The sequence below is a fragment of the Streptomyces sp. Sge12 genome, from assembly GCF_002080455.1.
In the GTDB taxonomy this organism is placed as follows: Bacteria; Actinomycetota; Actinomycetes; order Streptomycetales; family Streptomycetaceae; genus Streptomyces.
Genome location: NZ_CP020555.1, coordinates 6,276,285 through 6,298,609 on the forward strand (window position 1 = coordinate 6,276,285; position 22,325 = coordinate 6,298,609).

The window sequence follows — 22,325 nt, forward strand, 5'->3', positions numbered from 1 at the left end:
GGTTTCAGTCACGGCTCAGTTCCGCCTCGGCTTCCGCCAGAGCCGCGAACTCCTCCTCCGGGGCCGAGGCCACCAGGTGGTGCCGACTGTAGATCGCGAAGTAGGCCAGGGCGACGGCGTACACGGCGAGCGCGATGAACGCGGCGTCCTTGTCCACCAGGAAGGTGGCGACCAGGGCCGACAGGGCGAGTGCGAAGGCCACCGAGGAGGTCAGGATCCCGCCCGGGGTGCGGTACGGACGCTCCAGGTCCGGCTCCCGGCGGCGCAGCACGATGTGCGAGAGCGCCATCAGGGCGTAGGAGATGGTGGCGCCGAACACCGCGATGTTGAGCATGCGGGCCCCGTCGCCGGTGGCCGCGGCCAGGGCGAAGCCGATCGCGCCGGGGATGATCAGACCCAGGTACGGGGCCTTGCGCTTCGAGGTGAGCGAGAGGAAGCGGGGCAGGTAGCCGGCCCGGGAGAGGGCGAAGAGCTGGCGCGATCCCGCATAGATGAGGGAGAAGAAGGAGGCGACCAGGCCGGCCAGGCCCGCGTAGTTCACGAAGCGGCTCAGGGCGGTCGGACCGCCGTCCCCCTCCAGGGCCACGACCAGCGGGTTGCCGGCGGCCTTGACGGCGTCGGCGCCCTGGGCGCCGGTCGCGGCGAAGAAGGTGATCAGGGCGAGCAGGGCGAGGATGCCCATGGAGATGGAGAGGGCCTTCGGCATCGAGCGGACCGGGTCCTTGGCCTCCTCGGCCGCCAGCGGTACGCCCTCGACGCCGAGGAAGAACCACATTCCGAAGGGGAACGCGGCCCAGATGCCCAGCAGGCCCAGCGGCAGCCAGGAGTTCGAGCCGAAGGCGTCGGCGTCGACCGGGATGTTGTTGAGGCCGGACGCGTCGAACTCGGTGAGGGCCCCCACCGCGAAGATCAGCAGCGCGGCGACGGCGATCGCGGTCACGACGAGGCTGAAGCGCAGCGCCTCGCCGACGCCCCAGAGGTGGACCCCGATGAAGACGACGAAGCAGCCGAGGTAGACCGGCCAGCTGGAGGTGAGGCCGAAGAGGCCGAGGGACTCGACGTAGTCGCCGATGAAGATGACGATCGCGGCCGGGGCCAGGATGTATTCGATGAGGATGGCGGTGCCGGTGAGGAAGCCGCCCCAGGGGCCGAGCGCGCGGCGGGCGAAGCCGTAGCCGCCGCCGGCCGTCGGCAGGATGGTGGACAGCTCGGCGAGCGAGAAGACCAGACAGGCGTACATCGCGCCCATCAGGACGGTGGCGATCGCGAGACCGCCGAAGCCGCCCTTGTCGAGGCCGACGTTCCAGCCGGAGAAGTCCCCGGAGACGACGTAGGCCACGCCGAGTCCGGTGAGGAGCAGCCAGCCGGCGCTGCCGCGGCGCAGCGTCCGGCGCGCGAGGTATTCGTCGGGGCCGTCCCCGCCGTCGGGGGACTTGGTGGGTGCGGGTACGGCGGTGAGCCGTGCCTCGATGTCGTCGGCCATCGTGCGCTCCTGCCTCAGGGCAATGGTTGTGGGGCGTACCTTTGCCTTAGTGGACTGGAGTGCGCAAGACCTCTGCGTTAAACAGAAGTTACGAAATCCTCCCGGCCGCCCCCCCGGAGCCGCTCAGGCCAGGAAGCCGCGGAGCAGTGCCGCCGTGCCGCAGCAGTGCTCGCGCATGGTCTCGCGCGCCCCGGCCGCGTCGCCGTCCAGCACCGCCGCCACCAGGGTGCTGTGCTGCTGCTGGGAGTGCTCCAGGTTCCGCACGAGCAGCGGGATGCAGTCCAGCAGGTCGTTCACGGTGGCCCGGACGGCCGCGTACTGGGCCGTCAGGGTGGCGGATCCGGCCAGCTCGCACAGGGTGAGGTGGAAGAGGGTGTCCTGGCGGCGGTAGTCGGCCAGCGGGGCGTCGTGGGTGGCGGCCAGGGCGGCGAGCAGTCGCTCGGAGCCCTCCCCGGTCAGCCCGTGGGAGGCGCACAGTCCGGCCGCCCCCACCTCCAGCACCTCGCGGAACCGCAGGGCGTCCTCGATGTCCACGCCCGCGACGCGCCGGCGCAGCTCCTCCTCGGCGCCGCCCGCCGGGGTGTCGGGCCGGGGCAGCACAAACGTTCCGCCGTACCGCCCGCGGCGGGCCTCCACCAGGCCCTGGTCCTGGAGCACCTTCAGCACCTCGCGCAGGGTGACCCGGCTGATCCCCATCCGTTCCGCCAGCTCCCGCTCCGGCGGAAGGCGCTCGCCGCCCGGCACCAGACCCAGCCGGACCACCTGGAGGATCTGCTCCAGCGCTTCCTCGAAACCGTTGCCCGCCCGTACCTGGCGCAGCACGGGATTCAGACGCGCGATGGCGTCGCCTTCACTCGCCGTATCGGTCATCTCGGCTCCTCCCCTTCCCAAGCAATGGTTCTATTCAATACCTTAGGGCTCCTCGGCTCACCGAAGGAGAGATTCCAGTGGTAGACCGCAAGCCGCCGCTCGCGCCCGAGGAGCTCCGCTCCCTCGTCGCCAGTGGTGAGATCGACACAGTGGTCCTGGCCTTCCCCGACATGCAGGGGCGGCTCCAGGGCAAGCGGTTCGCCGCACAGTTCTTCCTCGACGAGGTCCTCGAGCACGGTACCGAGGGCTGCAACTACCTCCTCGCCGTCGATACCGACATGAACACCGTCGACGGCTACGAGATGTCCTCCTGGGACCGGGGCTACGGCGACTTCGCCATGCACCCCGACCTCGCCACCCTGCGCCGGATCCCCTGGAACCCCGGCAGCGCCTTCCTCCTCGCCGACCTCGCCTGGAACGACGGCTCGCCCGTGGTCGCCGCACCCCGGCAGATCCTGCGCCGCCAGCTGGAGCGCCTCGCCGAGGCCGGGTACACCGCGATGGTCGGCACCGAGCTGGAGTTCATGGTCTTCCAGGACACCTACGAGCAGGCCTGGAACTCCGGCTACCGCGGCCTGACCCCCGCCAACCAGTACAACATCGACTACTCCGTCCTCGGGACCGGCCGCATCGAACCCCTGCTGCGCCGGATCCGCAACGAGATGCAGGCCGCGGGCCTGATCGTCGAGTCGGCCAAGGGGGAGTGCAACCTCGGCCAGCACGAGATCGCCTTCCGCTACGACGAGGCGCTCACCACCTGCGACCAGCACTCCGTCTACAAGACCGGAGCCAAGGAGATCGCCTCCCAGGAAGGCGTCTCGCTCACCTTCATGGCCAAGTTCGACGAGCGCGAGGGCAACTCCTGTCACATTCACCTCTCGCTGGCCGACGCGGACGGACGCAACGCGATGGCCGGTGACGGGCCGGGCGGAATGTCACCGGTGATGCGACACTTCCTGGCCGGTCAGCTGGCCGCGCTGCGCGACTTCTCCCTTCTCTACGCCCCCAACATCAATTCGTACAAGCGTTTCCGGCCGGGATCCTTCGCCCCGACCGCCGTCGCCTGGGGCGTGGACAACCGGACCTGCGCCCTGCGGGTCGTCGGCCACGGCCGCTCCATGCGCTTCGAGAACCGCCTCCCCGGCGGCGACGTCAACCCGTACCTCGCCGTCTCCGGCCTCGTCGCCGCCGGGCTCTACGGCATCGAGAACCGCCTGGAACTCCCCGAGGCCTGCGGCGGGAACGCCTACACCGCCGAATACGCCCACGTCCCCGCCACCCTGCGCGAGGCCGCCGAGCTCTGGGAGAACAGCGAGATCGCCAAGGCCGCCTTCGGCCCCGAAGTGGTCGCGCACTACCGGAACATGGCCCGCGTGGAACTCGACGCGTACGACTCCGCGGTCACCGACTGGGAGCTGCGCCGCTCCTTCGAACGCCTGTAGCCCCCGCACGCCCCCGCGCGCCACCGAACGAATCTGAGAGGCACCACGTGTCCGATGCGCTGGAAGTGTTGAATCCGGCCACCGAGGAAACCGTCGCCGTCGTCCCGGCCGCCACACGGGACGACGTCGACGCCGCCGTCGCCCGGGCCGCCGCGGCCCAGCGCGCCTGGGCGGCGGCCGCCCCCGCCGACCGGGCCCGCCTTCTGCGCCGCTTCGCCGCGGTCGTCGACGGCCACCTCGAGGAACTGGCCCGACTGGAGGTCGACGAGGCCGGCCACACCATCGGCAACGCCCGCTGGGAAGCCGGCAACGTACGCGACCTCCTCGACTTCGCCGCCGGGGGAGTGGAACGGCTCTCCGGCCGCCAGATCCCCGTCGCCGGCGGCATCGACGTCACCTTCCTCGAACCCCTCGGCGTCATCGGCGTGATCGCCCCCTGGAACTTCCCCATGCCGATCGCCGCCTGGGGCCTGGCCCCGGCCCTCGCCGCCGGCAACGCCGTCATCCTCAAGCCCGCCGAGACCACCCCGCTCACCGCGCTGCGCCTCGCCGAGCTCGCCCTCGAGGCCGGGATCCCCGAGCACCTCTTCCAGGTACTCCCCGGCCGCGGCGACGTCGCCGGCGACGCACTCGTCGAACACCCCGGCGTCGCGAAGATCGTCTTCACCGGGTCCACCCGCGTCGGCAAGCAGATCATGGCCAAGTGCGCCGACCGGGTGAAGCGCGTCACCCTCGAACTCGGCGGCAAGAGCCCCAACATCGTCTTCGCCGACGCCGACCTCGAAGCCGCCGCCGCAGCCGCCCCCATGTCCTTCCTCGACAACACCGGCCAGGACTGCTGCGCCCGCACCCGGATCCTCGTACAACGCTCCGTCTACGACCGCTTCCTGGAGCTCGTCGCCCCCGGCATCGCGGCCGTCACCGTGGGCGACCCGCTCGACGAGAAGACGCAGATGGGCCCGCTGATCTCACGGACCCAGCTGGAGCGCGTACGGTCCTTCGTCACCGACGACCTCACCGCGATCCGCGGCACCGCCCCCGAGGGCCCCGGCTTCTGGTACCCGCCCACCCTCGTCACGGACGTCGCCCCCACCGCGCCCGTCGCCGCAGAGGAGGTCTTCGGACCGGTCGCCGTCGTCCTGCCCTTCGAGGACGAGGAGGACGCCGTACGCCTGGCCAACGCGACCGAGTACGGCCTCTCCGGCTCGCTCTGGACCCGCGACATCGGGCGCGCACTGCGCGTCTCGCGCGCCGTCGCCGCCGGCAACCTGTCCGTCAACTCGCACAGCAGCGTCCGCTACTGGACCCCCTTCGGCGGCTACAAGCAGTCCGGACTCGGCCGCGAGCTCGGACCCGACGCCCTCACCGCTTTCACCGAGACCAAGAACGTCTTCATCAGCACGGAGGCCTGAACCACATGTCCAACGAAGAGATCATCTGCCGCCGCCTGGTCGGCCGTACCGCCGTCATCACCGGAGCCGGCAGCGGCATCGGCCTCGCCACCGCACGCCGCCTCGCCTCCGAGGGCGCCCACATCGTCTGCGGCGACATCGACGAGACCGCCGGCAAGGCCGCGGCCGAGGAGGTCGGCGGCACCTTCGTCAAGGTCGACGTCACCAGCCCCGAGGAGGTCGAGGCGCTCTTCAAGACCGCCTTCGACACCTACGGCTCCGTGGACATCGCCTTCAACAACGCGGGCATCTCGCCCCCGGACGACGACTCCATCCTCACCACCGGCCTGGAGGCCTGGAAGCGCGTCCAGGACGTCAACCTCACCTCCGTCTACCTGTGCTGCAAGGCCGCCCTGCCCTACATGCAGCGCCAGGGCCGAGGCTCCATCATCAACACCGCCTCCTTCGTCGCCATCATGGGCGCCGCCACCTCCCAGATCTCCTACACGGCCTCCAAGGGCGGCGTCCTCGCCATGTCCCGCGAGCTCGGCGTGCAGTTCGCCCGCGAGGGCATCCGCGTCAACGCCCTGTGCCCGGGGCCCGTCAACACCCCGCTGCTGCAGGAGCTGTTCGCCAAGGACCCCGAGCGCGCCGCCCGCCGCCTCGTCCACATCCCGCTGGGCCGCTTCGCCGAGCCCACCGAGATCGCGGCCGCCGTCGCCTTCCTCGCCAGCGACGACTCCTCCTTCATCAACGCCACCGACTTCCTCGTCGACGGCGGGATCTCCGGCGCGTACGTGACCCCGCTGTAGGCCCCACCCCACCACCGCACCCCGGCCGGCCGGGCGCCGCAAGGTGCCCGGCCGCTCCCTTGCCCCGAAGGAGCAGCATGCAGAGAAAGTGGGCGGCCCCCCTCGCCCTCCTGGCGGCCACCGCATCCGGCCTCGTACTGGCCCCGCCGGCCCAGGCCGCGCACACACCCTGTGCCCCGGTCACCATCGGCTCCGGCTGGTACGGGGACAACCAGGCCCGCCTCCAGCAGCTCATCGACCGCTACGGCAGCTGCAACCCCCACCGGTCCGGCCGCACCAAGCCCGTCGCCGTCTTCGACTGGGACAACACCGTCGTCAAGAACGACGTCGGCGACGCCACCATGTTCTGGCTGCTGCGGAGCGGCCGCATCCGCCAGCCCGCCGCCGGCGACTGGTCCACCACCAGCCGCTTCCTCACCCCCGCCGCCACCGGCGCCCTCGCCCGGGCCTGCGGCCCCCTCGCCCGCCCCGGCGCCCCGCTGCCCACCGGCACCCCCGCCGGAGCCGCCTGCGCCGACGAGATCAACACCGTCTACGGCACCGCCGCGACCCGCACCGGCGCCGCCGCCTTCGCCGGCTGGGACCGCCGCACCACCGAACCCTCGTACGCCTGGCTGCCCCAGCTGATGCAGGGCTGGACCGCCCGCGAGGTCCGCGGCTTCGCCGCCGCCGCCCGCACCGAGAACCTCGCCGCACCCGTCGGCGCCGTGCAGCAGGTCGGCACCGGCACCGCCACCGGCTGGGTCCGCTACTACGACCAGCAGAAGGACCTGATCAAGGGCCTCCAGAAGGCCGGCTTCGACGTATGGATCAGCTCCGCCTCCCCGCAACCGGTCGTCGAGGTCTGGGCCCAGGGCGTCGGCATCAAGGCCGACCACGTCATCGGCATACGCAACACCACCACCCGCGGCGGGAAGTTCACCCCCCACCTCCAGGGCTGCGGATCCGTCCGGGACGGCGCCGACACGATGATCACCTACATCGACGGCAAGCGCTGCTGGATCAACAAGGAGGTCTTCGGCGTCCGGGGCGCCGCCGCCGAGAAGGTCCAGCCCGCAGGCCGCCGCCAGGTCTTCGCCGCAGGCGACTCCGACACCGACATCTCCTTCCTGCGCGACGCCACCGCCCTGCGGCTCGTCGTCAACCGCAACAAGAACGAGCTGATGTGCCGGGCCTACGACAACAGCGACGGCCGCTGGATCGTCAACCCCATGTTCATCGAGCCGAAGAAGCGCAAGAGCGACCCCTACCCCTGCGCGACGTCCGGCTACGTCGACCACGACGGCACCAAGGGGCCGGTCCTGCGGGGCGACCGGAGCGTCGTCCCCGACCAGACGGACTCCGTGTACTAGAGGAAGGTGCGCCCCTCACCCCGGTAGGTCGGCACACTGTCGGCGACCCGATCGCCCTCGACCAGGTGCAGGGTGTCGAACCGCTCGCACAGCTCGCCCGCCTTCGCATGGCGGAACCAGACCCGGTCGCCGATCAGCAGATCGTCGGCCGGGCTCCCCAGCAGCGGGGTCTGCACCTCGCCCGCACCCTCCTGGGGGTCGTAGCGCAGCCCCTGGGGCAGGTACGGAACCGGCAGCCGGTCCGGCCCGGCCGCACCCGACGCCGGATAGCCGCCGCCGAGCACCGTCACCACCCCCACCCCGGGCCTGCGCACCACCGGCTGCGCGAACAGGGCCGCCGGACGCCCGCTGAACGACGTGTAGTTGTCGAAGAGCCGGGGCACGTACAGGCCCGAACCCGCGGCGATCTCGGTCACCGCGTCCTCGGCGGCCGTCTGCTGCACGCTGCCGGTCCCGCCGCCGTTGACGAACTCCAGGTCCGGTACGACCGCCCGCACGGCCCGCACCACCTCGGCCCGCCGCGCCGCCAGCTCCCTGCGGGCCGCCCCCTGCATCAGCCGGATCGCCCGGGACCGCAGCGGCCGACCGGCCAGCGCGTCCCCGACCCCGGCGACATGGCCCTCGTACGCCATCAGCCCGACGACCCGGAACCCTGGCCGCGCGGCCACCGCCGCAGCCAGCCCGGCCAGCTGCCCGGGCTCGCGCAGCGGGGACCGGCGGGCGCCGATCCGCACCCGGCCGCCGAGCAGTTGCAGCGCCGTGTCCAGCTCCAGGCACACCCGGATCTCCTCGGCGCCGCCGTCCCGGGCCGCGTCGATCAACTCCAGCTGCGCGAGGTCGTCCACCATCACCGTGACGGCGCCGGCCAGCTTGGCGTCGCCCGCCAGCTCGCCGAAGCCGGCGCGGTCGGCGGACGGATAGGCGAGGAGCACGTCCTCGAACCCGGACCGGGCCAGCCAGAGCGACTCGGCCAGCGTGTACGACATGATCCCGGCGAACCCGGGCCGGGCGAGCACCCGTTCCAGCAGCGCACGGCACCGGACCGACTTGCTCGCGACCCGGACCGGCTTGCCGGCGGCGCGGCGGACGAGATCGTCGGCGTTGGCGTCGAAGGCGTCGAGATCCACGATGGCCAGCGGCGCGTCCAGGTGCGCGGTCGCCCGGTCGTACCGGGCGCGGTCGGTGGCGGCGGAGTTCATGGGCGGCAGCTTGCCAGAGGTCTCTACCGGTGGGTAGTGCCGCGCACCGACCGCGGCCGGCGGCAGGCGCGGGGCTCCGCCCCACACCCCGCGCCTCAATCGCCGGCGAGGCTGGATTGGGGCGGCGAGGCGGGGATTGGGGCGGCGAGGCTGGCATTGGCGCGGCGCGAGGGGACGGGGGTGGGGGGAGGTGCTGGCCGGGACGTAAAACGTGATTTGTTGGCGCGGTAGCCGGTCGCACAGGCCGACGCGGCCAGGGCGCCATAAATCATGCAGTCCCGGACGGCACCTCCCCCCACCCCCGGCACCGACCCCCGGCACCGGCACCGGCACCCACCCCGCTCCGCCGACGCCGTAGAGTACGGGCAGGCAGCCGTACGGAACGGGGGGCGGAGCCGCCGGATGACCACGACGACACCGCGGACCGCGATCCCGGGCGAGCCCGAACCGCCGCACCCCACCCACCCGCACGCGCCCACCCGCCGCCACCCCGCCCGGGTCGTCGCGACCGCGCTCTGCGTCCTCCTCGGCGGCGGCCTCGTCGGCGGAGCCGCCCTCACCACCTGGGCCGACCACCGCGCCGCGAGCCGCCCCCTCCCGCCCGACGCCGCCTACCGCAAGGCCGCGTCGCTGTGGCGTGCCGCGCCCGTCGACAGCCTCCTCCCGCCCGTCCTGACCGGCCCCTCCGCCGGCCCCGGCGGAGCCAACCGCACCTGGACCCGCATCGCGCTCGCCCCCGACGCCGAGTGCCCAGCCGCCCTCGCGGCCGACTGGCAGAACCTGCTGGCCACCACCGGCTGCACCCGCGTGCTCCGCGCCACCTACACCGACGCCACCCGCAGCTCGCTGATCACCGTCGGCATGGTCTTCACCCCCGCCGATGCCCGCACGATGACCTCCCTCAAGGGCCGGATCCCGGCCCCGCCCGCGTACGGGTTCACCGATGCCCAACGCGCCGCCTGGGCCGTGTCCGTACCCGCCGAGGCCCCCGTCGTCGTCTACTCCGTCTCCGCCTTCGCGGACGGGCGCCCCGGTGACGGGCCCCACCCCGCCGAGGAGTTGATGAAGAAGGAGGCCACGGGCCCCGCCGCCCGGGCCGGCCTCGGCCACGAGGCACGGGCGGTCGCCGACCGCATCGGCCACGGCGTGTCCTTCCTCGCGGCCCCACCGGCCACCCCCGCAACCCCCGCCCCCGCCGCACCTTCCACCCCCGCCGCACCCACCGCACGCACCCCGGAGCCCACCCGATGATCCCCCGGGCGTTCGGGCGCGCAGCCGGCCGGGCGGCCGCCGCGTTCCTCGCCGCAGTGACCCTCCTCGTGTCCGCCACCGCGACCCCCGCCGCCGCCGACAACATCCGCGACCGCCAGTGGGGCCTGCTCGCACTGCGCGCCGAGGAGGCCTGGGGCACCACCCGGGGCGACGGGGTGACCGTCGCCGTCCTCGACACCGGCGTCGACGAGTCCCACCCGGACCTCACGGGGCAGGTCCTCGCGGGCACCGACCTCATCGGCATGGGCGCCGGCCCCGGCGACCGCGCCTGGGCCCGCCACGGCACCGCGATGGCCAGCATCATCGCCGGGCACGGCCACGGCCCCAGCCGCGGCCAGGGCGTTCTCGGCGTCGCGCCGCAGGCACGGATCCTGCCGGTCCGGGTGATCCTCGAAGAGGGCGACCCGGGCCGTGCCAAGGCCCGCGACAGCAAGGGCGGCGCCCTCGCCGAGGGCATCCGGTGGGCCGCGGACCACGGCGCCGACGTGATCAACATGTCCCTCGGCGACGACAGCGACTCCGCCCACCACGAGGCCGGCGAGGACGAGGCCGTCCAGTACGCCCTCGCCAAGGGCGTGGTCGTCGTCGCCTCCGCGGGCAACGGCGGCGAGGCGGGCGACCGCGTCTCCTACCCGGCCGCCTATCCGGGGGTCATCGCCGTCACCGCCGTCGACCGGCGCGGCAAGAAGGCCAAGTTCTCCACCCGCAACTGGTACGCGACGGTCAGCGCCCCCGGCGTGGACGTCGTGATCGCCGACCCCGACCGCTCGTACTACGAGGGCTGGGGCACGAGCGCTGCGGCGGCCTTCGTCTCCGGCGCCGTCGCCCTCGTCCGGGCCGCGCACCCGGACCTGTCCCCGGCCCAGGTGAAGAAGCTGCTGGAGGGCACCGCCAGCAACTCCCCGGCCGGTGGCCGCGACGACGCCCGCGGGCACGGACTGGTCGATCCCGTCGCCGCCCTCCAGGCCGCCGACGCGATGCGCCCCGAGGCGCTGGTCCCCGCGCCCGCGGCGGCCGGGAGCACGTACTTCGGCCCCGGCCCCGAACCGGTCCGCCCGGCCGAGCGCGGAGCCCGGCTCGGGGCCCCGGCGGCCGCCGTCGCGGGGGCGGTCCTGCTCGTCCTGGCCGCCGTACTGGCGCGGCGCCCTCGGCGGGGCGGCCGCGGCCGGGACCGGCCCCTCGCGGAACCGCGGTACCCGACGCAGTAGGGTCGGGTAACTGTGGCGAACATGGCGAACAAGAACATTCCCGACCCGGGCTTCTCCGACGACGACGGCTCCGCCGATCCCCGGCTGACCGCGGCCCTGGCCGCCTGGTCCGAGGACCGGGTGAAGGAGCCGGAGGTGCTGGCCGCGCTCAAGGGCGCCCGCCTGCTGGTCCCGGTGGTCGCCGTCCTCGGTGAGGTGGAGACCGACCCGGAGACCGGCCTCAAGCGCGAGAAGACCAGCGACATGGCCGTCCCGACCCTGCGGGCGGGCGACCGGCGGGCACTGCCCGCCTTCACCTCGATCGCCTCGCTCGCGCTCTGGGACCCCGCGGCCCGGCCGGTGGCCGTCCCGCTGCACCAGGCGCTGGCCGCCGCCGCGCACGAGAAGGCCGACACCCTGGTCCTGGACCTGGCCGGCCCCGTCACCTACCAGCTCACCGGCTCCGCGCTGCTCGCGCTCGCCGAGGGCCGTACCGACGCGGGCCCGCTGGCGGATCCCGCCGTACGGGAGGCCGTACGGGCCGCCGTCGCCGCCGAGCCGGCCGTGCTGCGCGCCCACCTCGGCCCGGGCGGCGCGGACTGCGACGGCACCCTGGCGATCGTGCTGGCCGACGGTGCGCAGGCCGCCGCGGCGGCCCGTCGCGTCGCCGAGGCGCTCGCGGCGGACCCCACTCTGCGGGCCCGGCTGGTGCGCGGACTGGACTTGGCGCTGCTGCCGTCGGACGCCCCTGCCCCGCCCGGCGGGGCCCTGTTCGCCCGCTGACCGGGAGGCCCCGCGCCGGCGCCGGGCCGACTGCCGGAGGCCGGACACGACGATGGCCGGTGCACCCCTCGCGGGGTGCACCGGCCATCGTCGTGGTTCATGCCCGCCGGGGGCGGGGCGGCTCAGCCGAAGACGGGGCCCGTGAACTTCTCGCCCGGCCCCTGGCCCGGCTCGTCCGGCACGATCGAGGCCTCGCGGAAGGCGAGCTGGAGCGACTTCAGGCCGTCGCGCAGCGGGGCCGCGTGGAAGGAGCTGATCTCGGTGGCGCTCGCGGTGACCAGGCCGGCCAGGGCCGTGATCAGCTTGCGGGCCTCGTCGAGGTCCTTGTGCTCGGAGTCCGGCTTGTCCAGGCCCAGGTTGACCGCCGCGGCGCTCAGCAGGTGCACGGCCACCGTGGTGATCACCTCGACGGCGGGCACGTCCGCGATGTCGCGGGTCATGGTGTCGTAGTCGGGGGCGCCGTCGGCAGCGGGGTCGGTGGGGGGTGTCGCGTCAGTCATGCGCCCCACGATATGCCGTGCGGCGGGCTTGCGGCGCGGGTGCTAGTATGTACTTCGACCGGCCGGACACTTCTGTGCCCGGCCCACAAGTGGAGGCTCCGTTCTCCCACCTGACTGCCCTCCGGGGCGGCGGGTCACCGGTCAGGCGGTATCCATCGTTCCGTACGGACGATGGAAAGCTGCCCGATTTTACGCCCCGCGATCGCATGCGGCGGTGTTCCGGTTGTTTTGGAGCCCCTGCCTGTGCCCGGCGGGGCTTTTTTCATTCTCCCCGCTGTGGTCGGTCTGACGGAAATACACGTCAGCGGCTGTCTGCCAGGCAGCCGTGTGGTGCTACCGAGGAGGATCCATCAGCACCGAGCCCCGCATCAACGACCGGATTCGCGTTCCCGAGGTACGGCTTGTCGGTCCCAGCGGCGAGCAGGTCGGCATCGTGCCGCTTGCCAAGGCGCTTGAGCTCGCGCAGGAGTACGACCTCGACCTGGTCGAGGTCGCGGCGTCCGCACGCCCGCCGGTCTGCAAGCTCATGGACTACGGCAAGTTCAAGTACGAGTCGGCCATGAAGGCCCGTGAGGCGCGCAAGAACCAGGCGCACACGGTCATCAAGGAAATGAAGCTCCGGCCGAAGATCGACCCGCACGACTATGACACCAAGAAGGGTCACGTCGTTCGGTTCCTCAAGCAGGGCGACAAGGTCAAGATCACGATCATGTTCCGTGGTCGCGAGCAGTCCCGGCCGGAACTCGGCTACCGACTGCTGCAGCGTCTCGCTTCGGACGTCGAGGACCTCGGGTTCATCGAGTCGAACCCGAAGCAGGACGGCCGAAACATGATCATGGTCCTCGGTCCGCACAAGAAGAAGACCGAGGCGATGGCCGAAGCCCGCGAGGCGCAGGCCGCCCGCAAGGCGGAGCGCCAGGGTGTCGCCCACACCGAAGACGAGGCTCCTTCCGAGGACGCCGCCGTCGAGGTCGATGACACCACCGAGGTCGCCTCTGCCGAGGCCACCGAGGCCGCTGCCGATGAGGCTCCGGCCGACGAGGCGAACGCCGAGGCCTGATTCCGAGGCAGCCCGTCTCGGATCACCGACACAACATGACGCTCCCGTCAGCCGGTCCCCACAGGACCGGCGGGAGCGCCACCGACGAGGAGATAACGGCGCTATGCCGAAGAACAAGACGCACAGCGGTTCCAAGAAGCGCTTCAAGATCACCGGCTCCGGCAAGGTGCTCCGTGAGCGCGCCGGCAAGCGCCACCTGCTCGAGCACAAGTCGTCCCGTGTCACCCGCCGCCTGACCGGCACCGCGGAGATGGCCCCCGGCGACGCCGCGAAGATCAAGAAGCTTCTCGGCAAGTGACGTCCTCCGCTCCCCAGTGCGGGAGCGGGACGTCAAGACCGGGACCCCATCGAATTCGGGCCGTGTGAAGACACCCACGGCCCCGCTACAAGGAGTTAAAAAGTGGCACGCGTCAAGCGGGCAGTAAACGCCCACAAGAAGCGCCGGGCGATCCTCGAGGCGGCCTCCGGCTACCGCGGTCAGCGTTCGCGCCTGTACCGCAAGGCCAAGGAGCAGGTCACCCACTCGCTGGTCTACAACTTCAACGACCGCAAGAAGCGCAAGGGCGACTTCCGTCAGCTGTGGATCCAGCGCATCAACGCCGCTGCCCGCCAGAACGGCATGACGTACAACCGCCTCATCCAGGGTCTGAAGGCCGCCAACATCGAGGTGGACCGCAAGATCCTCGCGGAGCTGGCCGTCAACGACGCCAACGCGTTCGCCGCGCTCGTCGAGGTCGCGCAGAAGGCGCTCCCGGCCGACGTCAACGCCCCCAAGGCCGCTGCCTAAGGGCTAGCCGGCCCCGCTCGCACAGGGCCGGCCCCCACGGACCCGCAGGCATTTCGCCTGCGGGTCCGTGTGCTTTCCGCCCCGCACCGCACTGTCCCGCACCGCCCCGCCCCGTCACGCGCCGCCCGGTCACGCCCCGACCGGCACCGCGACGCCGCCCGTACCACCGCCCCGCACCGTCCGCCCGGAACCCCGAGAGAGAACCGCACACACCATGGGTCACCCCGACGAGCTGATCTCCCCCCGATCCCCGCGGGTGGCCGCCGCCAGGCGACTGGCCCGGCGCAACTTCCGCACCAAGGAGCGCCGCTTCATCGCCGAGGGCCCGCAGGCCGTCCGCGAGGCCGTCGAGCACCGCGGTCCCACGGGCGCGTCGACCCTGATCGAGCTGTTCGCCACCATCGAGGCCGCCGAGCGCTACACCGGGATCATCGAGGCCGCCCTGGACGCGGGCGCCCGCGTCCACTACGCCTCCGACGAGGTGCTCGCCGAGGTCTCGCAGACGGTCACCCCGCAGGGCCTGGTCGGCGTCTGCCACTTCCTGGACTCCCCGTTCGAGGAGATCCTGAAGGCCGAGCCCAAGCTGGTCGCCGTCCTCGCGCACGTCCGCGACCCCGGCAACGCCGGCACGGTGCTGCGCTGCGCGGACGCCGCCGGCGCCGACGCGGTGGTGCTGACCGACGCCTCCGTGGACCTCTACAACCCCAAGTCCGTACGGGCCTCCGTGGGCTCCCTCTTCCACCTCCCGGTCGCCGTCGGCGTTCCGGTGGAGCAGGCCGTCGAGGGGCTGCGGGCCGCCGGCGTACGGATCCTGGCGGCCGACGGCGCGGGTGAGGACGACCTCGACGCCGAGCTGGACGCGGGCACCATGGGCGGGCCCTCCGCCTGGGTCTTCGGCAACGAGGCCTGGGGCCTGCCGGAGGAGACCAGGGCGCTGGCGGACGCCGTCGTACGGGTCCCGATCCACGGAAAGGCCGAGAGTCTGAACCTGGCGACGGCCGCCGCCGTGTGCCTCTACGCGTCCGCGCGTGCACAGCGGGCGCCCGGAGGGTGCCGCTCCGTGACCCCCAGCTAGTAATGTGGCGGCCCGGGGGCCCACTGCGCTACTCGGAGATGTGGGGTACGGGGACATGACCGTCGGTACGAACAGCTCACCGGGGGCCGGAACGACGGCCGGTGCACCGGTGCCCGCCGCACCCGGCGCCGCCCAGGCCCCGCCGCAGGTCGACGCGCTGTCCGGCGTCCCACCGCAGCCTCCGGCCGGCACCCGCGCGGGCGGGCCCGCCGACACCGTCCCGGGCCCCCGGGCCGATGCCGCACCCCGCGAGCGCGCCGCCGGTACGCGGCGCTCCGTACCGCTGCAGGCCGGCTCCCCGGCGCCCGCGACCCGCGCGGCGGCCGGGACGGTCGCGCACGAGGAGGCCCCCGGCGAGGGGCTCGGCTTCGGTATCGACCCCGACAGCCTGCCCGACGGGCTGGTCGTCGCCGACGACACCGGGCGGGTCATCTGCTTCAACCGCGCCGCCGCCCGGATGACCGCGACCGACCCCGCCCAGGCGCTCGGCCGGCGCATCGACCGGGCGCTCCCGCTGGAGGATCTCGAAGGCCGCCGCTGGTGGGCCCTGACCGACCCGTACGGGGGCCTCGCCACCCGCCGCGGACAGCCCGAGCGGAACCTGCTGCTCCCGGGCGGGCGCGAGGTGCTGGTGTCCGCCAGCTACATCCGTACGCATCCCACCGGCCCGCTGCGCCGCCTCGTGGTCACCCTGCGCGGCACCGAGGCCCGCCGCCGCACCGAACGCAGCCACGCCGAGCTGATCGCCACCGTCGCCCACGAGCTGCGCTCGCCGCTGACCTCGGTCAAGGGGTTCACGGCCACCCTGCTCGCCAAGTGGGAGCGGTTCACGGACGACCAGAAGCGGCTGATGCTGGAGACCGTCGACGCCGATGCCAACCGCGTCACCCGCCTCATCGCCGAACTCCTCGACATCTCCCGCATCGACTCCGGCCGCCTGGAGGTGCGCCGGCAGCCGGTGGACATCGCCACCGCCGTCGGCCGCCACGTACAGGCGCTCACCGCGAACGGGCAGGCCCCCGAGCGGTTCCTCGTGAGTGTCAGCCGCCCGCTCCCCGATCTGTGGGCCGATCCGGACAAGATCGACCAGATCCTCGGCAACCTCCTCGAAAATGCGGTGCGCCACGGCGAGGGAACGGTCACCATCGAGGTGTCGCCGCATGAGAAGGGAACCGCCGTCACCGTGTCCGACGAAGGCCCCGGGATCCCCGAGGAGTCGATGGGCCGCGTCTTCACCCGCTTCTGGCGGGGGAGCAAGCGCGGCGGCACCGGCCTGGGCCTGTACATCGTCAAGGGCATCGTGGAGGCCCACGGCGGGACCATCACGGTCGGCCGCGGCCCCGGCGGCGGCGCCGAGTTCCGATTTATCCTGCCCGTGAGCGCCCCCGCGTACCTCACGCAGTAGCCCTGCGGAGAGTCTCGGCAGGCGGCCCACGGGCTCCTCAACCCCCAGCGACCTTTAGACTCGTCCTTTGGCACCTTTGTGTCCTTGTGCCGAGCGCGTCCTGCGCGTCGCGCGGGGGACCCAACCAGCCAGCCATCGGAAGTACGGGAAGAGATGTCGGCACCGAACAAGTCGTACGACCCTGTCGAGGTCGAGGCACTGAAACCGGAAGAGATCGAGCGCATGCGGGACGAGGCGCTCGCCGCCTTCGCGTCCGCCGGCGACCTCGACGCGCTGCGTGAGGCGAAGACCGCGCACATGGGCGACCGCTCGCCCCTGGCGCTCGCCAACCGCGAGATCGGCGCGCTGCCCCCGCAGGCCAAGGCCGAGGCGGGTAAGCGCGTGGGCCAGGCCCGCGGCGCCGTGAACAAGGCCTTCGGGGCCCGCACGGTCGCGCTCGAGGCGGAGCGCGACGAGCGGGTGCTGGTCGAGGAGGCCGTGGACGTCACGCTGCCCTACGACCGCGTCCCCGCCGGCGCCCGGCACCCTCTGACCACGCTGATGGACCGCATCGCGGACATCTTCGTGGCCATGGGGTACGAGGTCGCCGAGGGGCCGGAGGTGGAGGCCGAGTGGTTCAACTTCGACGCCCTCAACTTCACGCCCGACCACCCGGCGCGCCAGATGCAGGACACCTTCTTCGTCCAGGGGCCCGAGGGCACCCAGGGCGACGAGTCCGGCGTCGTGCTGCGCACCCACACCTCCCCGGTGCAGGCGCGCTCGCTGCTGGAGCGCAAGCCGCCCGTCTACATCGTCTGCCCGGGCCGGGTGTACCGCACCGATGAGCTCGACGCGACGCACACCCCCGTCTTCCACCAGGTCGAGCTGCTGGCCGTGGACGAGGGCCTGACCATGGCCGACCTCAAGGGCACCATGGACCACATGGTCCAGGAGCTCTTCGGCGAGGGCACCACCACGCGGCTGCGCCCGCACTTCTTCCCCTTCACCGAGCCGTCCGCCGAGATGGACATGCAGTGCTACGTGTGCCGCGGTGAATCGGTGGGCAACCCCGACCGCCCGTGCCGTACCTGCTCCAGCGAGGGCTGGATCGAGCTCGGCGGCTGCGGCATGGTCAACCCCAAGGTGCTCACCGCCTGCGGTGTGGACCCCGAGAAGTACAGCGGGTTCGCCTTCGGGTTCGGCATCGAACGGATGCTGATGTTCCGCCACAACGTCGAAGACATGCGAGACATGGTCGAGGGTGACGTGCGTTTCACCCGGCCGTTCGGGAGTGAGATCTGATGCGCGTCCCGCTTTCCTGGCTGCGGGAGTACGTCGACCTCCCCGCGGGCGAAACCGGCCGTGACGTGGCCGCCAAGCTGGTCGACGCCGGCCTCGAGGTCGAGACCGTCGAGCAGCTCGGCGGCGGCCTCAAGGGCCCGCTCGTCGTCGGCCAGGTGCTGACCATCGAGGAGCTGGAGGGCTTCCGCAAGCCGATCCGCTTCTGCACGGTCGACGTCGGCTCCGCCAACGGCACCGGTGAGCCGCAGGAGATCGTCTGCGGCGCCCGCAACTTCGCCGTCGGCGACAAGGTCGTCGTGGTCCTGCCGGGCGCGGTCCTGCCCGGCGACTTCGCGATCGCCTCGCGCAAGACCTACGGCCGCACCTCGCACGGCATGATCTGCTCCGGCGACGAGCTGGGCATGGGCGACGACGGCACGCACGGCATCATCGTGCTGCCGCACGAGCACGAGGTCGGTACCGACGCGATCGAGCTGCTCCAGCTCGTCGACGAGGTCCTCGACATCGACATCACCCCGGACCGCGGCTACTGCATGTCCATGCGCGGTGTCGCCCGCGAGGCGGCCACCGCCTACGGCCTGCCGCTGCGCGACCCGGCGCTGCTCGACGTGCCCCAGCCGAACTCGTACGGCTACCCGGTCAAGGTCGACGACCCGGCCGGCTGCGACCGGTTCACCGCCCGCACGGTGACCGGCCTCGACCCCGACGCGCGCTCCCCGATCTGGCTGACCCGCCGCCTGCAGAAGGCGGGCATGCGCCCGATCTCGCTCGCCGTGGACATCACCAACTACGTGATGCTGGAGCTCGGCCAGCCGCTGCACGCCTACGACCGCTCCAGCATCGACGGCACCATCGGTGTCCGCCGTGCCGAGCAGGGCGAGAAGTTCACCACCCTCGACGGCGTCAAGCGCACGCTGGACGCCGAGGACCTGGTGATCACCGACAACAGCGGGCCGATCGGTCTCGCCGGTGTCATGGGCGGCGCCAACACCGAGATCGCCGACTCCGTCACCGACCCCGAAACCGGACAGGTCACGGGGACCACGGACGTCGTCATCGAGGCCGCGCACTTCGACTCCGTGTCGATCTCGCGCACCGCCCGCCGTCTGAAGCTGTCCTCGGAGGCCTCCAAGCGCTTCGAGCGGGGCGTCGACCCGCAGGCCGCCGCCGCGGCCGCACAGCGGACCGTCGACCTGCTCGTGCTCCTCGCGGGCGGCACCGCCGAGGCCGGCGTCACCCAGATCATCGCTCCGGGCGCCCCGCGCACCATCGCGATGAGCGCGGACCACCCGGACCGGGTCGCGGGCATGGAGTACGGCCGCGAGACCGTCGTGCGCCGCCTCCAGGAGATCGGCTGCGACGTCTACGGCCAGGACGAGCTCGTCGTCACGGTCCCGTCGTGGCGGCCCGACCTCGCCGAGCCCAACGACCTCGCCGAAGAGGTCATCCGGCTGGAGGGCTACGGGAACCTCCCGTCGACCCTCCCGCAGGTGCCCTCCGGCCGCGGTCTGACCGCCCGCCAGCAGCTGCACCGCCGCGTCGGCCGCGCGCTGGCCGGCTCGGGCTACGTCGAGGCGCTCAGCTACCCGTTCATCGGCGAGGGCGTCTTCGACCAGCTCCAGCTCCCGGCGCACGATGCCGCGCGCCAGGTCGTCAAGCTGGTCAACCCGATCTCCGACGAGGAGCCGGCGCTGCGCACCACGCTGCTGCCGGGTCTGCTCGGCGCGCTGCGCCGCAACGACAGCCGGGGCAGCCACGACCTCGCGCTCTTCGAGACCGGCTCGGTCTTCCGCGCGGCCGCCCGGCCGGGTGTCGCCGTACGGCTGCCCGTCGACCGGCGTCCCACGGACGAGGAGATCGCCACCCTGAACGCGGCCCTGCCCGCGCAGCCGCGGTACGCCGCGGTCGTGCTGGCCGGTGCCCGCGAGCAGGCCGGCTGGTGGGGCAAGGGCCGCCCGGCCGACTGGGCGGACGCCGTCCAGGCCGCCCGCGCGCTCGCCGTCGAGGCGGGCGCCGAGCTGGTCGTCCGCCAGGGCCAGTACGGTCCCTGGCACCCGGGCCGCTGCGCCGAGCTGGTCGTCACCGTCGACGGGGTCGAGCAGGTCATCGGCCACGCCGGTGAGCTGCACCCGCGGGTGGTCAAGGCGATGGGCCTGCCGGCCCGCACCAGCGCGATGGAGCTCGACCTGGACCGCCTCGCGGCGGCCGGTGGCGAGGCCCTGCAAGCGCCCCGGATCTCCTCCTTCCCGGTGGCGACCCAGGACGTGGCGCTGATCGTCGACGCCTCCGTCCCGGCGTCCGCGGTGGAGGCCGCCCTGCGCAAGGGTGCGGGCGAACTCCTCGAATCGCTGCGGCTGTTCGACGTGTTCACCGGTGAGCAGGTCGGCGAGGGCAAGAAGTCCCTGGCCTACGCGCTGCGCTTCCGCGCGGCCGACCGGACGCTGACCGCCGAGGAGTCCACGGCTGCGCGTGACGCGGCGGTGGCCCTGGCGGGCGAGCGGACCGGGGCCGTGCTCCGGGGCGCGTAACCGCTTCGTGCACCAGTGAGGGCCCCTCCGGATCACCGGAGGGGCCCTCACTCATTCGGGTGAGTACCCGGTGGTCCGCGGCGGGGGCCGGGGGAAGCCCCGCGCGGCGGCCGGTGCTCCGCGACGATCGGCCCGCTGCTCAGCGGCGATCGGCCCGGAACACGCGCGCCGGGCCCGGTGGATGAGCCCGGCGCGCGTCCGGCCCGGCCCCTGCCGGGGCGCGGCGACCAACCGGGCGCCGGTGGAGCCGGAACGCGCCGCCCGCCTGCCATGGAGTGTCGGGCAGACAGCAGAACGGGCGGCGCGGTGACGGGTCGTCGCACTGTACGAGGGGGAGCCGACGACCCGAGCTACCTCTTGGCGAGGCTCTTCAGTGAAGCGCCTCGAGGGCTCCGTGCGGCAGAGTGCGCATCGCATTTATGCGCGTACTCGGTTCACACCCCGTGTGAACCGCGCACCCACTAGCCTGAGACGGACGAGCCCTTGGAGCGGCCCATGCAGCCCAATGTCCTGCTCGACGCCCTCCTCGCCGAGGCGGGTATGTCCCATGCCGGACTCGCCGCGTACGTGAACCAGGCAGGCCGCACCCGCGGACTCGCCCTGCGCTACGAACACACCGCCGTGACACGGTGGTTGAAGGGCCAGCGGCCCCGGGGGCAGGTCCCCGACCTGATCTGCGAGGTGCTCGGCGGCCGGCTGCGGCGGACCCTGGGCCTGGACGACATCGGGCTCGGCGCGGCCGACCAGCCGGTTCCGCTGCACGCCTCGCCGCTCAGCGGGTTCGTGGACCGGGCCGCCGCCCTGTGGCGCTCGGACGGCCAGGCCCGGCCCCAACTGCTCGCAGCCGGGGCGGTCACCGGGACGCCGGCGGTCATCCCGGTGTGGGAGTGGGAGAACCCGCCGGAGGACGCCGACGTGTCCCGGGAGGGCCCGAACCCGATCGGTCCCGAGCACATCGAGATCCTGAAGTCCGCCCGCGCCCACTACGAGCTGATGTACCGCCGGGCCGGCGGCCTGGCCACGCGGGACCGGATCGTCCGCTTCCTTGGCAGTGAGACCGCGCCCATGCTGCGCGGAAGCTACTCCGACGACCTGGGGCGCCGGCTGCACCGGGCGACAGGGTCCCTGGTGGCGGTGGCGGGGATCTGCGCCTACGACTCGGACGCCCACGGGCTGGCCCAGCGCTACTTCCACCAGGCGCTGCGCCTGGCCAAGGCGAGCGGCGACCGCGGGCTCGGGGCCTATGTCATCGCGCTGATAGTCAACCAGTCCCTGCACCTGCGCGAGTACCGCCAGGCCGTCGCCTTCGCCGAGGCCGCGCTGCGCGCCGCCGGGCGGCACACCACACCGGCGCTGGCCGCGGACCTCCACGCCATGCAGGCCAAGGCGTACGCCCAGCTCGGCGACACCGGGGCGGCGCTGGCCTGCATCCGCAAGGCGGAGGCGGCCGCCGAGCGGATCCGCCCGGGCAGCGAGCCGGACGAGACCGGCTACGTACAGCCGGGGCTCGTCAACGTGCAGGTCGCCGAGGCGCTGCTCAGCCTGGGCGATCTGGAAGCCGCGCGGGTGCACGCGACCGCGGCCGTCGGCACCCCCGCGCACGACCGCGGGCGGGTGCACCGGCTGGCGATGCTGTGCGAGATCCAGCTGCTCCAGGGGGAGGCGGACCGGGCCGCGGCGTCCGCGGCCGAGATGGCCGAGCGGGCCAGGGGCATGGAGTCGCTGCGGCTGCGCGACCGGCTGCGGGCGGTCCGCGAACAGCTTCTGACCAGCGGTTGTACCGGCGCGGAGGAGACCGCGCTGCTCATCGACGGGGCGCTGCGCGTTCCGCTGTGACCGGTCAGCTGCTGCCATGTTTGCCACCTACTCGAAAGGAAGGTGGCACTGCCGTGCAGTGG

General features: G+C 72.9%; 19 protein-coding genes. 15 read left to right on the top strand and 4 right to left on the bottom strand.

All coding sequences use genetic code 11. The features are described from left to right. Window positions 1–4: 4 nt before the first annotated feature. Both eat and B6R96_RS28205 read right to left on the bottom strand, forming a co-directional pair. A complete protein-coding gene (gene eat / locus B6R96_RS28200; protein WP_030389640.1) occupies window positions 5–1,483 on the bottom strand; it encodes an ethanolamine permease in 1,479 nt (492 codons plus the stop codon). A 123-nt stretch (window positions 1,484–1,606) separates the two neighbouring features. Next, window positions 1,607–2,353, bottom strand: a complete 747-nt coding sequence (locus B6R96_RS28205) for a FadR/GntR family transcriptional regulator (RefSeq protein WP_030389641.1) — start codon at window positions 2,351–2,353, stop codon at window positions 1,607–1,609. A 77-nt stretch (window positions 2,354–2,430) separates the two neighbouring features. Between B6R96_RS28205 and B6R96_RS28210 the strand changes: the two genes are divergently transcribed. From B6R96_RS28210 to B6R96_RS28225, 4 genes are all read left to right on the top strand, one after another. Continuing rightward, on the top strand, window positions 2,431–3,795 hold the full coding sequence (locus tag B6R96_RS28210; protein ID WP_053703983.1) for a glutamine synthetase family protein: 1,365 nt from the start codon (window positions 2,431–2,433) through the stop codon (window positions 3,793–3,795). 47 nt (window positions 3,796–3,842) lie between these two features. Beyond that, window positions 3,843–5,207, top strand: a complete 1,365-nt coding sequence (locus B6R96_RS28215) for an aldehyde dehydrogenase family protein (RefSeq protein WP_030389643.1) — start codon at window positions 3,843–3,845, stop codon at window positions 5,205–5,207. Between the two features lie 5 nt (window positions 5,208–5,212). Further along, window positions 5,213–5,998, top strand: coding sequence for a 3-oxoacyl-ACP reductase (locus B6R96_RS28220; protein ID WP_030389644.1), 786 nt, complete (start codon window positions 5,213–5,215; stop codon window positions 5,996–5,998). Between the two features lie 77 nt (window positions 5,999–6,075). After that, entirely contained in the window at window positions 6,076–7,350 is a 1,275-nt protein-coding gene (locus B6R96_RS28225; RefSeq protein ID WP_081524000.1) for a haloacid dehalogenase-like hydrolase, read from the top strand. Here B6R96_RS28225 and B6R96_RS28230 read toward each other — a convergent pair. After that, window positions 7,347–8,549 (bottom strand): alanine racemase, encoded by a 1,203-nt coding sequence (locus B6R96_RS28230; protein WP_053176326.1) that lies wholly within the window; start codon window positions 8,547–8,549, stop codon window positions 7,347–7,349. The two genes, B6R96_RS28225 and B6R96_RS28230, sit on opposite strands and share 4 nt — an antisense overlap. A 402-nt stretch (window positions 8,550–8,951) precedes the next feature. Between B6R96_RS28230 and B6R96_RS28235 the strand changes: the two genes are divergently transcribed. From B6R96_RS28235 to B6R96_RS28245, 3 genes are read left to right on the top strand one after another with little or no spacing between them, the layout of a single operon-like run. After that, the gene (locus B6R96_RS28235) at window positions 8,952–9,800 is read left to right on the top strand and encodes a hypothetical protein (RefSeq protein ID WP_203351671.1); all 849 of its coding nucleotides are present in this window, start codon (window positions 8,952–8,954) and stop codon (window positions 9,798–9,800) included. Further along, complete coding sequence (mycP, locus tag B6R96_RS28240; protein WP_081524001.1) at window positions 9,797–11,029, top strand: type VII secretion-associated serine protease mycosin; 1,233 nt, start codon at window positions 9,797–9,799, stop codon at window positions 11,027–11,029. The genes B6R96_RS28235 and mycP overlap by 4 nt, the downstream gene beginning before the upstream one ends. Before the next feature lie 21 nt (window positions 11,030–11,050). Next, the gene (locus tag B6R96_RS28245) at window positions 11,051–11,791 is read left to right on the top strand and encodes an SseB family protein (RefSeq protein WP_081525299.1); all 741 of its coding nucleotides are present in this window, start codon (window positions 11,051–11,053) and stop codon (window positions 11,789–11,791) included. A gap of 122 nt (window positions 11,792–11,913) precedes the next feature. Here the strand turns inward: B6R96_RS28245 and B6R96_RS28250 are convergent, their stop codons facing one another. Then, the gene (locus B6R96_RS28250) at window positions 11,914–12,291 is read right to left on the bottom strand and encodes a DUF1844 domain-containing protein (RefSeq protein WP_030387119.1); all 378 of its coding nucleotides are present in this window, start codon (window positions 12,289–12,291) and stop codon (window positions 11,914–11,916) included. A 325-nt stretch (window positions 12,292–12,616) separates the two neighbouring features. Between B6R96_RS28250 and infC the strand changes: the two genes are divergently transcribed. From infC to B6R96_RS28295, 8 genes are all read left to right on the top strand, one after another. Next, window positions 12,617–13,351, top strand: a complete 735-nt coding sequence (infC, locus tag B6R96_RS28260) for a translation initiation factor IF-3 (RefSeq protein ID WP_033222476.1) — start codon at window positions 12,617–12,619, stop codon at window positions 13,349–13,351. A gap of 103 nt (window positions 13,352–13,454) precedes the next feature. Next, entirely contained in the window at window positions 13,455–13,649 is a 195-nt protein-coding gene (gene rpmI, locus B6R96_RS28265) for a 50S ribosomal protein L35 (protein ID WP_030387121.1), read from the top strand. Window positions 13,650–13,751: 102 nt separating this feature from the next. Beyond that, window positions 13,752–14,138, top strand: coding sequence for a 50S ribosomal protein L20 (gene rplT / locus B6R96_RS28270; protein WP_007263143.1), 387 nt, complete (start codon window positions 13,752–13,754; stop codon window positions 14,136–14,138). A 214-nt stretch (window positions 14,139–14,352) separates the two neighbouring features. After that, a complete protein-coding gene (locus tag B6R96_RS28275; RefSeq protein ID WP_053176503.1) occupies window positions 14,353–15,213 on the top strand; it encodes a TrmH family RNA methyltransferase in 861 nt (286 codons plus the stop codon). A gap of 55 nt (window positions 15,214–15,268) precedes the next feature. Then, the gene (locus B6R96_RS28280) at window positions 15,269–16,618 is read left to right on the top strand and encodes a sensor histidine kinase (RefSeq protein WP_107475754.1); all 1,350 of its coding nucleotides are present in this window, start codon (window positions 15,269–15,271) and stop codon (window positions 16,616–16,618) included. A 153-nt stretch (window positions 16,619–16,771) separates the two neighbouring features. After that, complete coding sequence (pheS, locus tag B6R96_RS28285) at window positions 16,772–17,899, top strand: phenylalanine--tRNA ligase subunit alpha (RefSeq protein WP_030387124.1); 1,128 nt, start codon at window positions 16,772–16,774, stop codon at window positions 17,897–17,899. Then, complete coding sequence (pheT, locus tag B6R96_RS28290; protein WP_081524002.1) at window positions 17,899–20,427, top strand: phenylalanine--tRNA ligase subunit beta; 2,529 nt, start codon at window positions 17,899–17,901, stop codon at window positions 20,425–20,427. Before pheS ends, pheT begins: the two co-directional genes overlap by 1 nt. A 495-nt stretch (window positions 20,428–20,922) precedes the next feature. After that, complete coding sequence (locus tag B6R96_RS28295) at window positions 20,923–22,263, top strand: hypothetical protein (protein ID WP_030387126.1); 1,341 nt, start codon at window positions 20,923–20,925, stop codon at window positions 22,261–22,263. Window positions 22,264–22,325 lie beyond the last annotated feature (62 nt).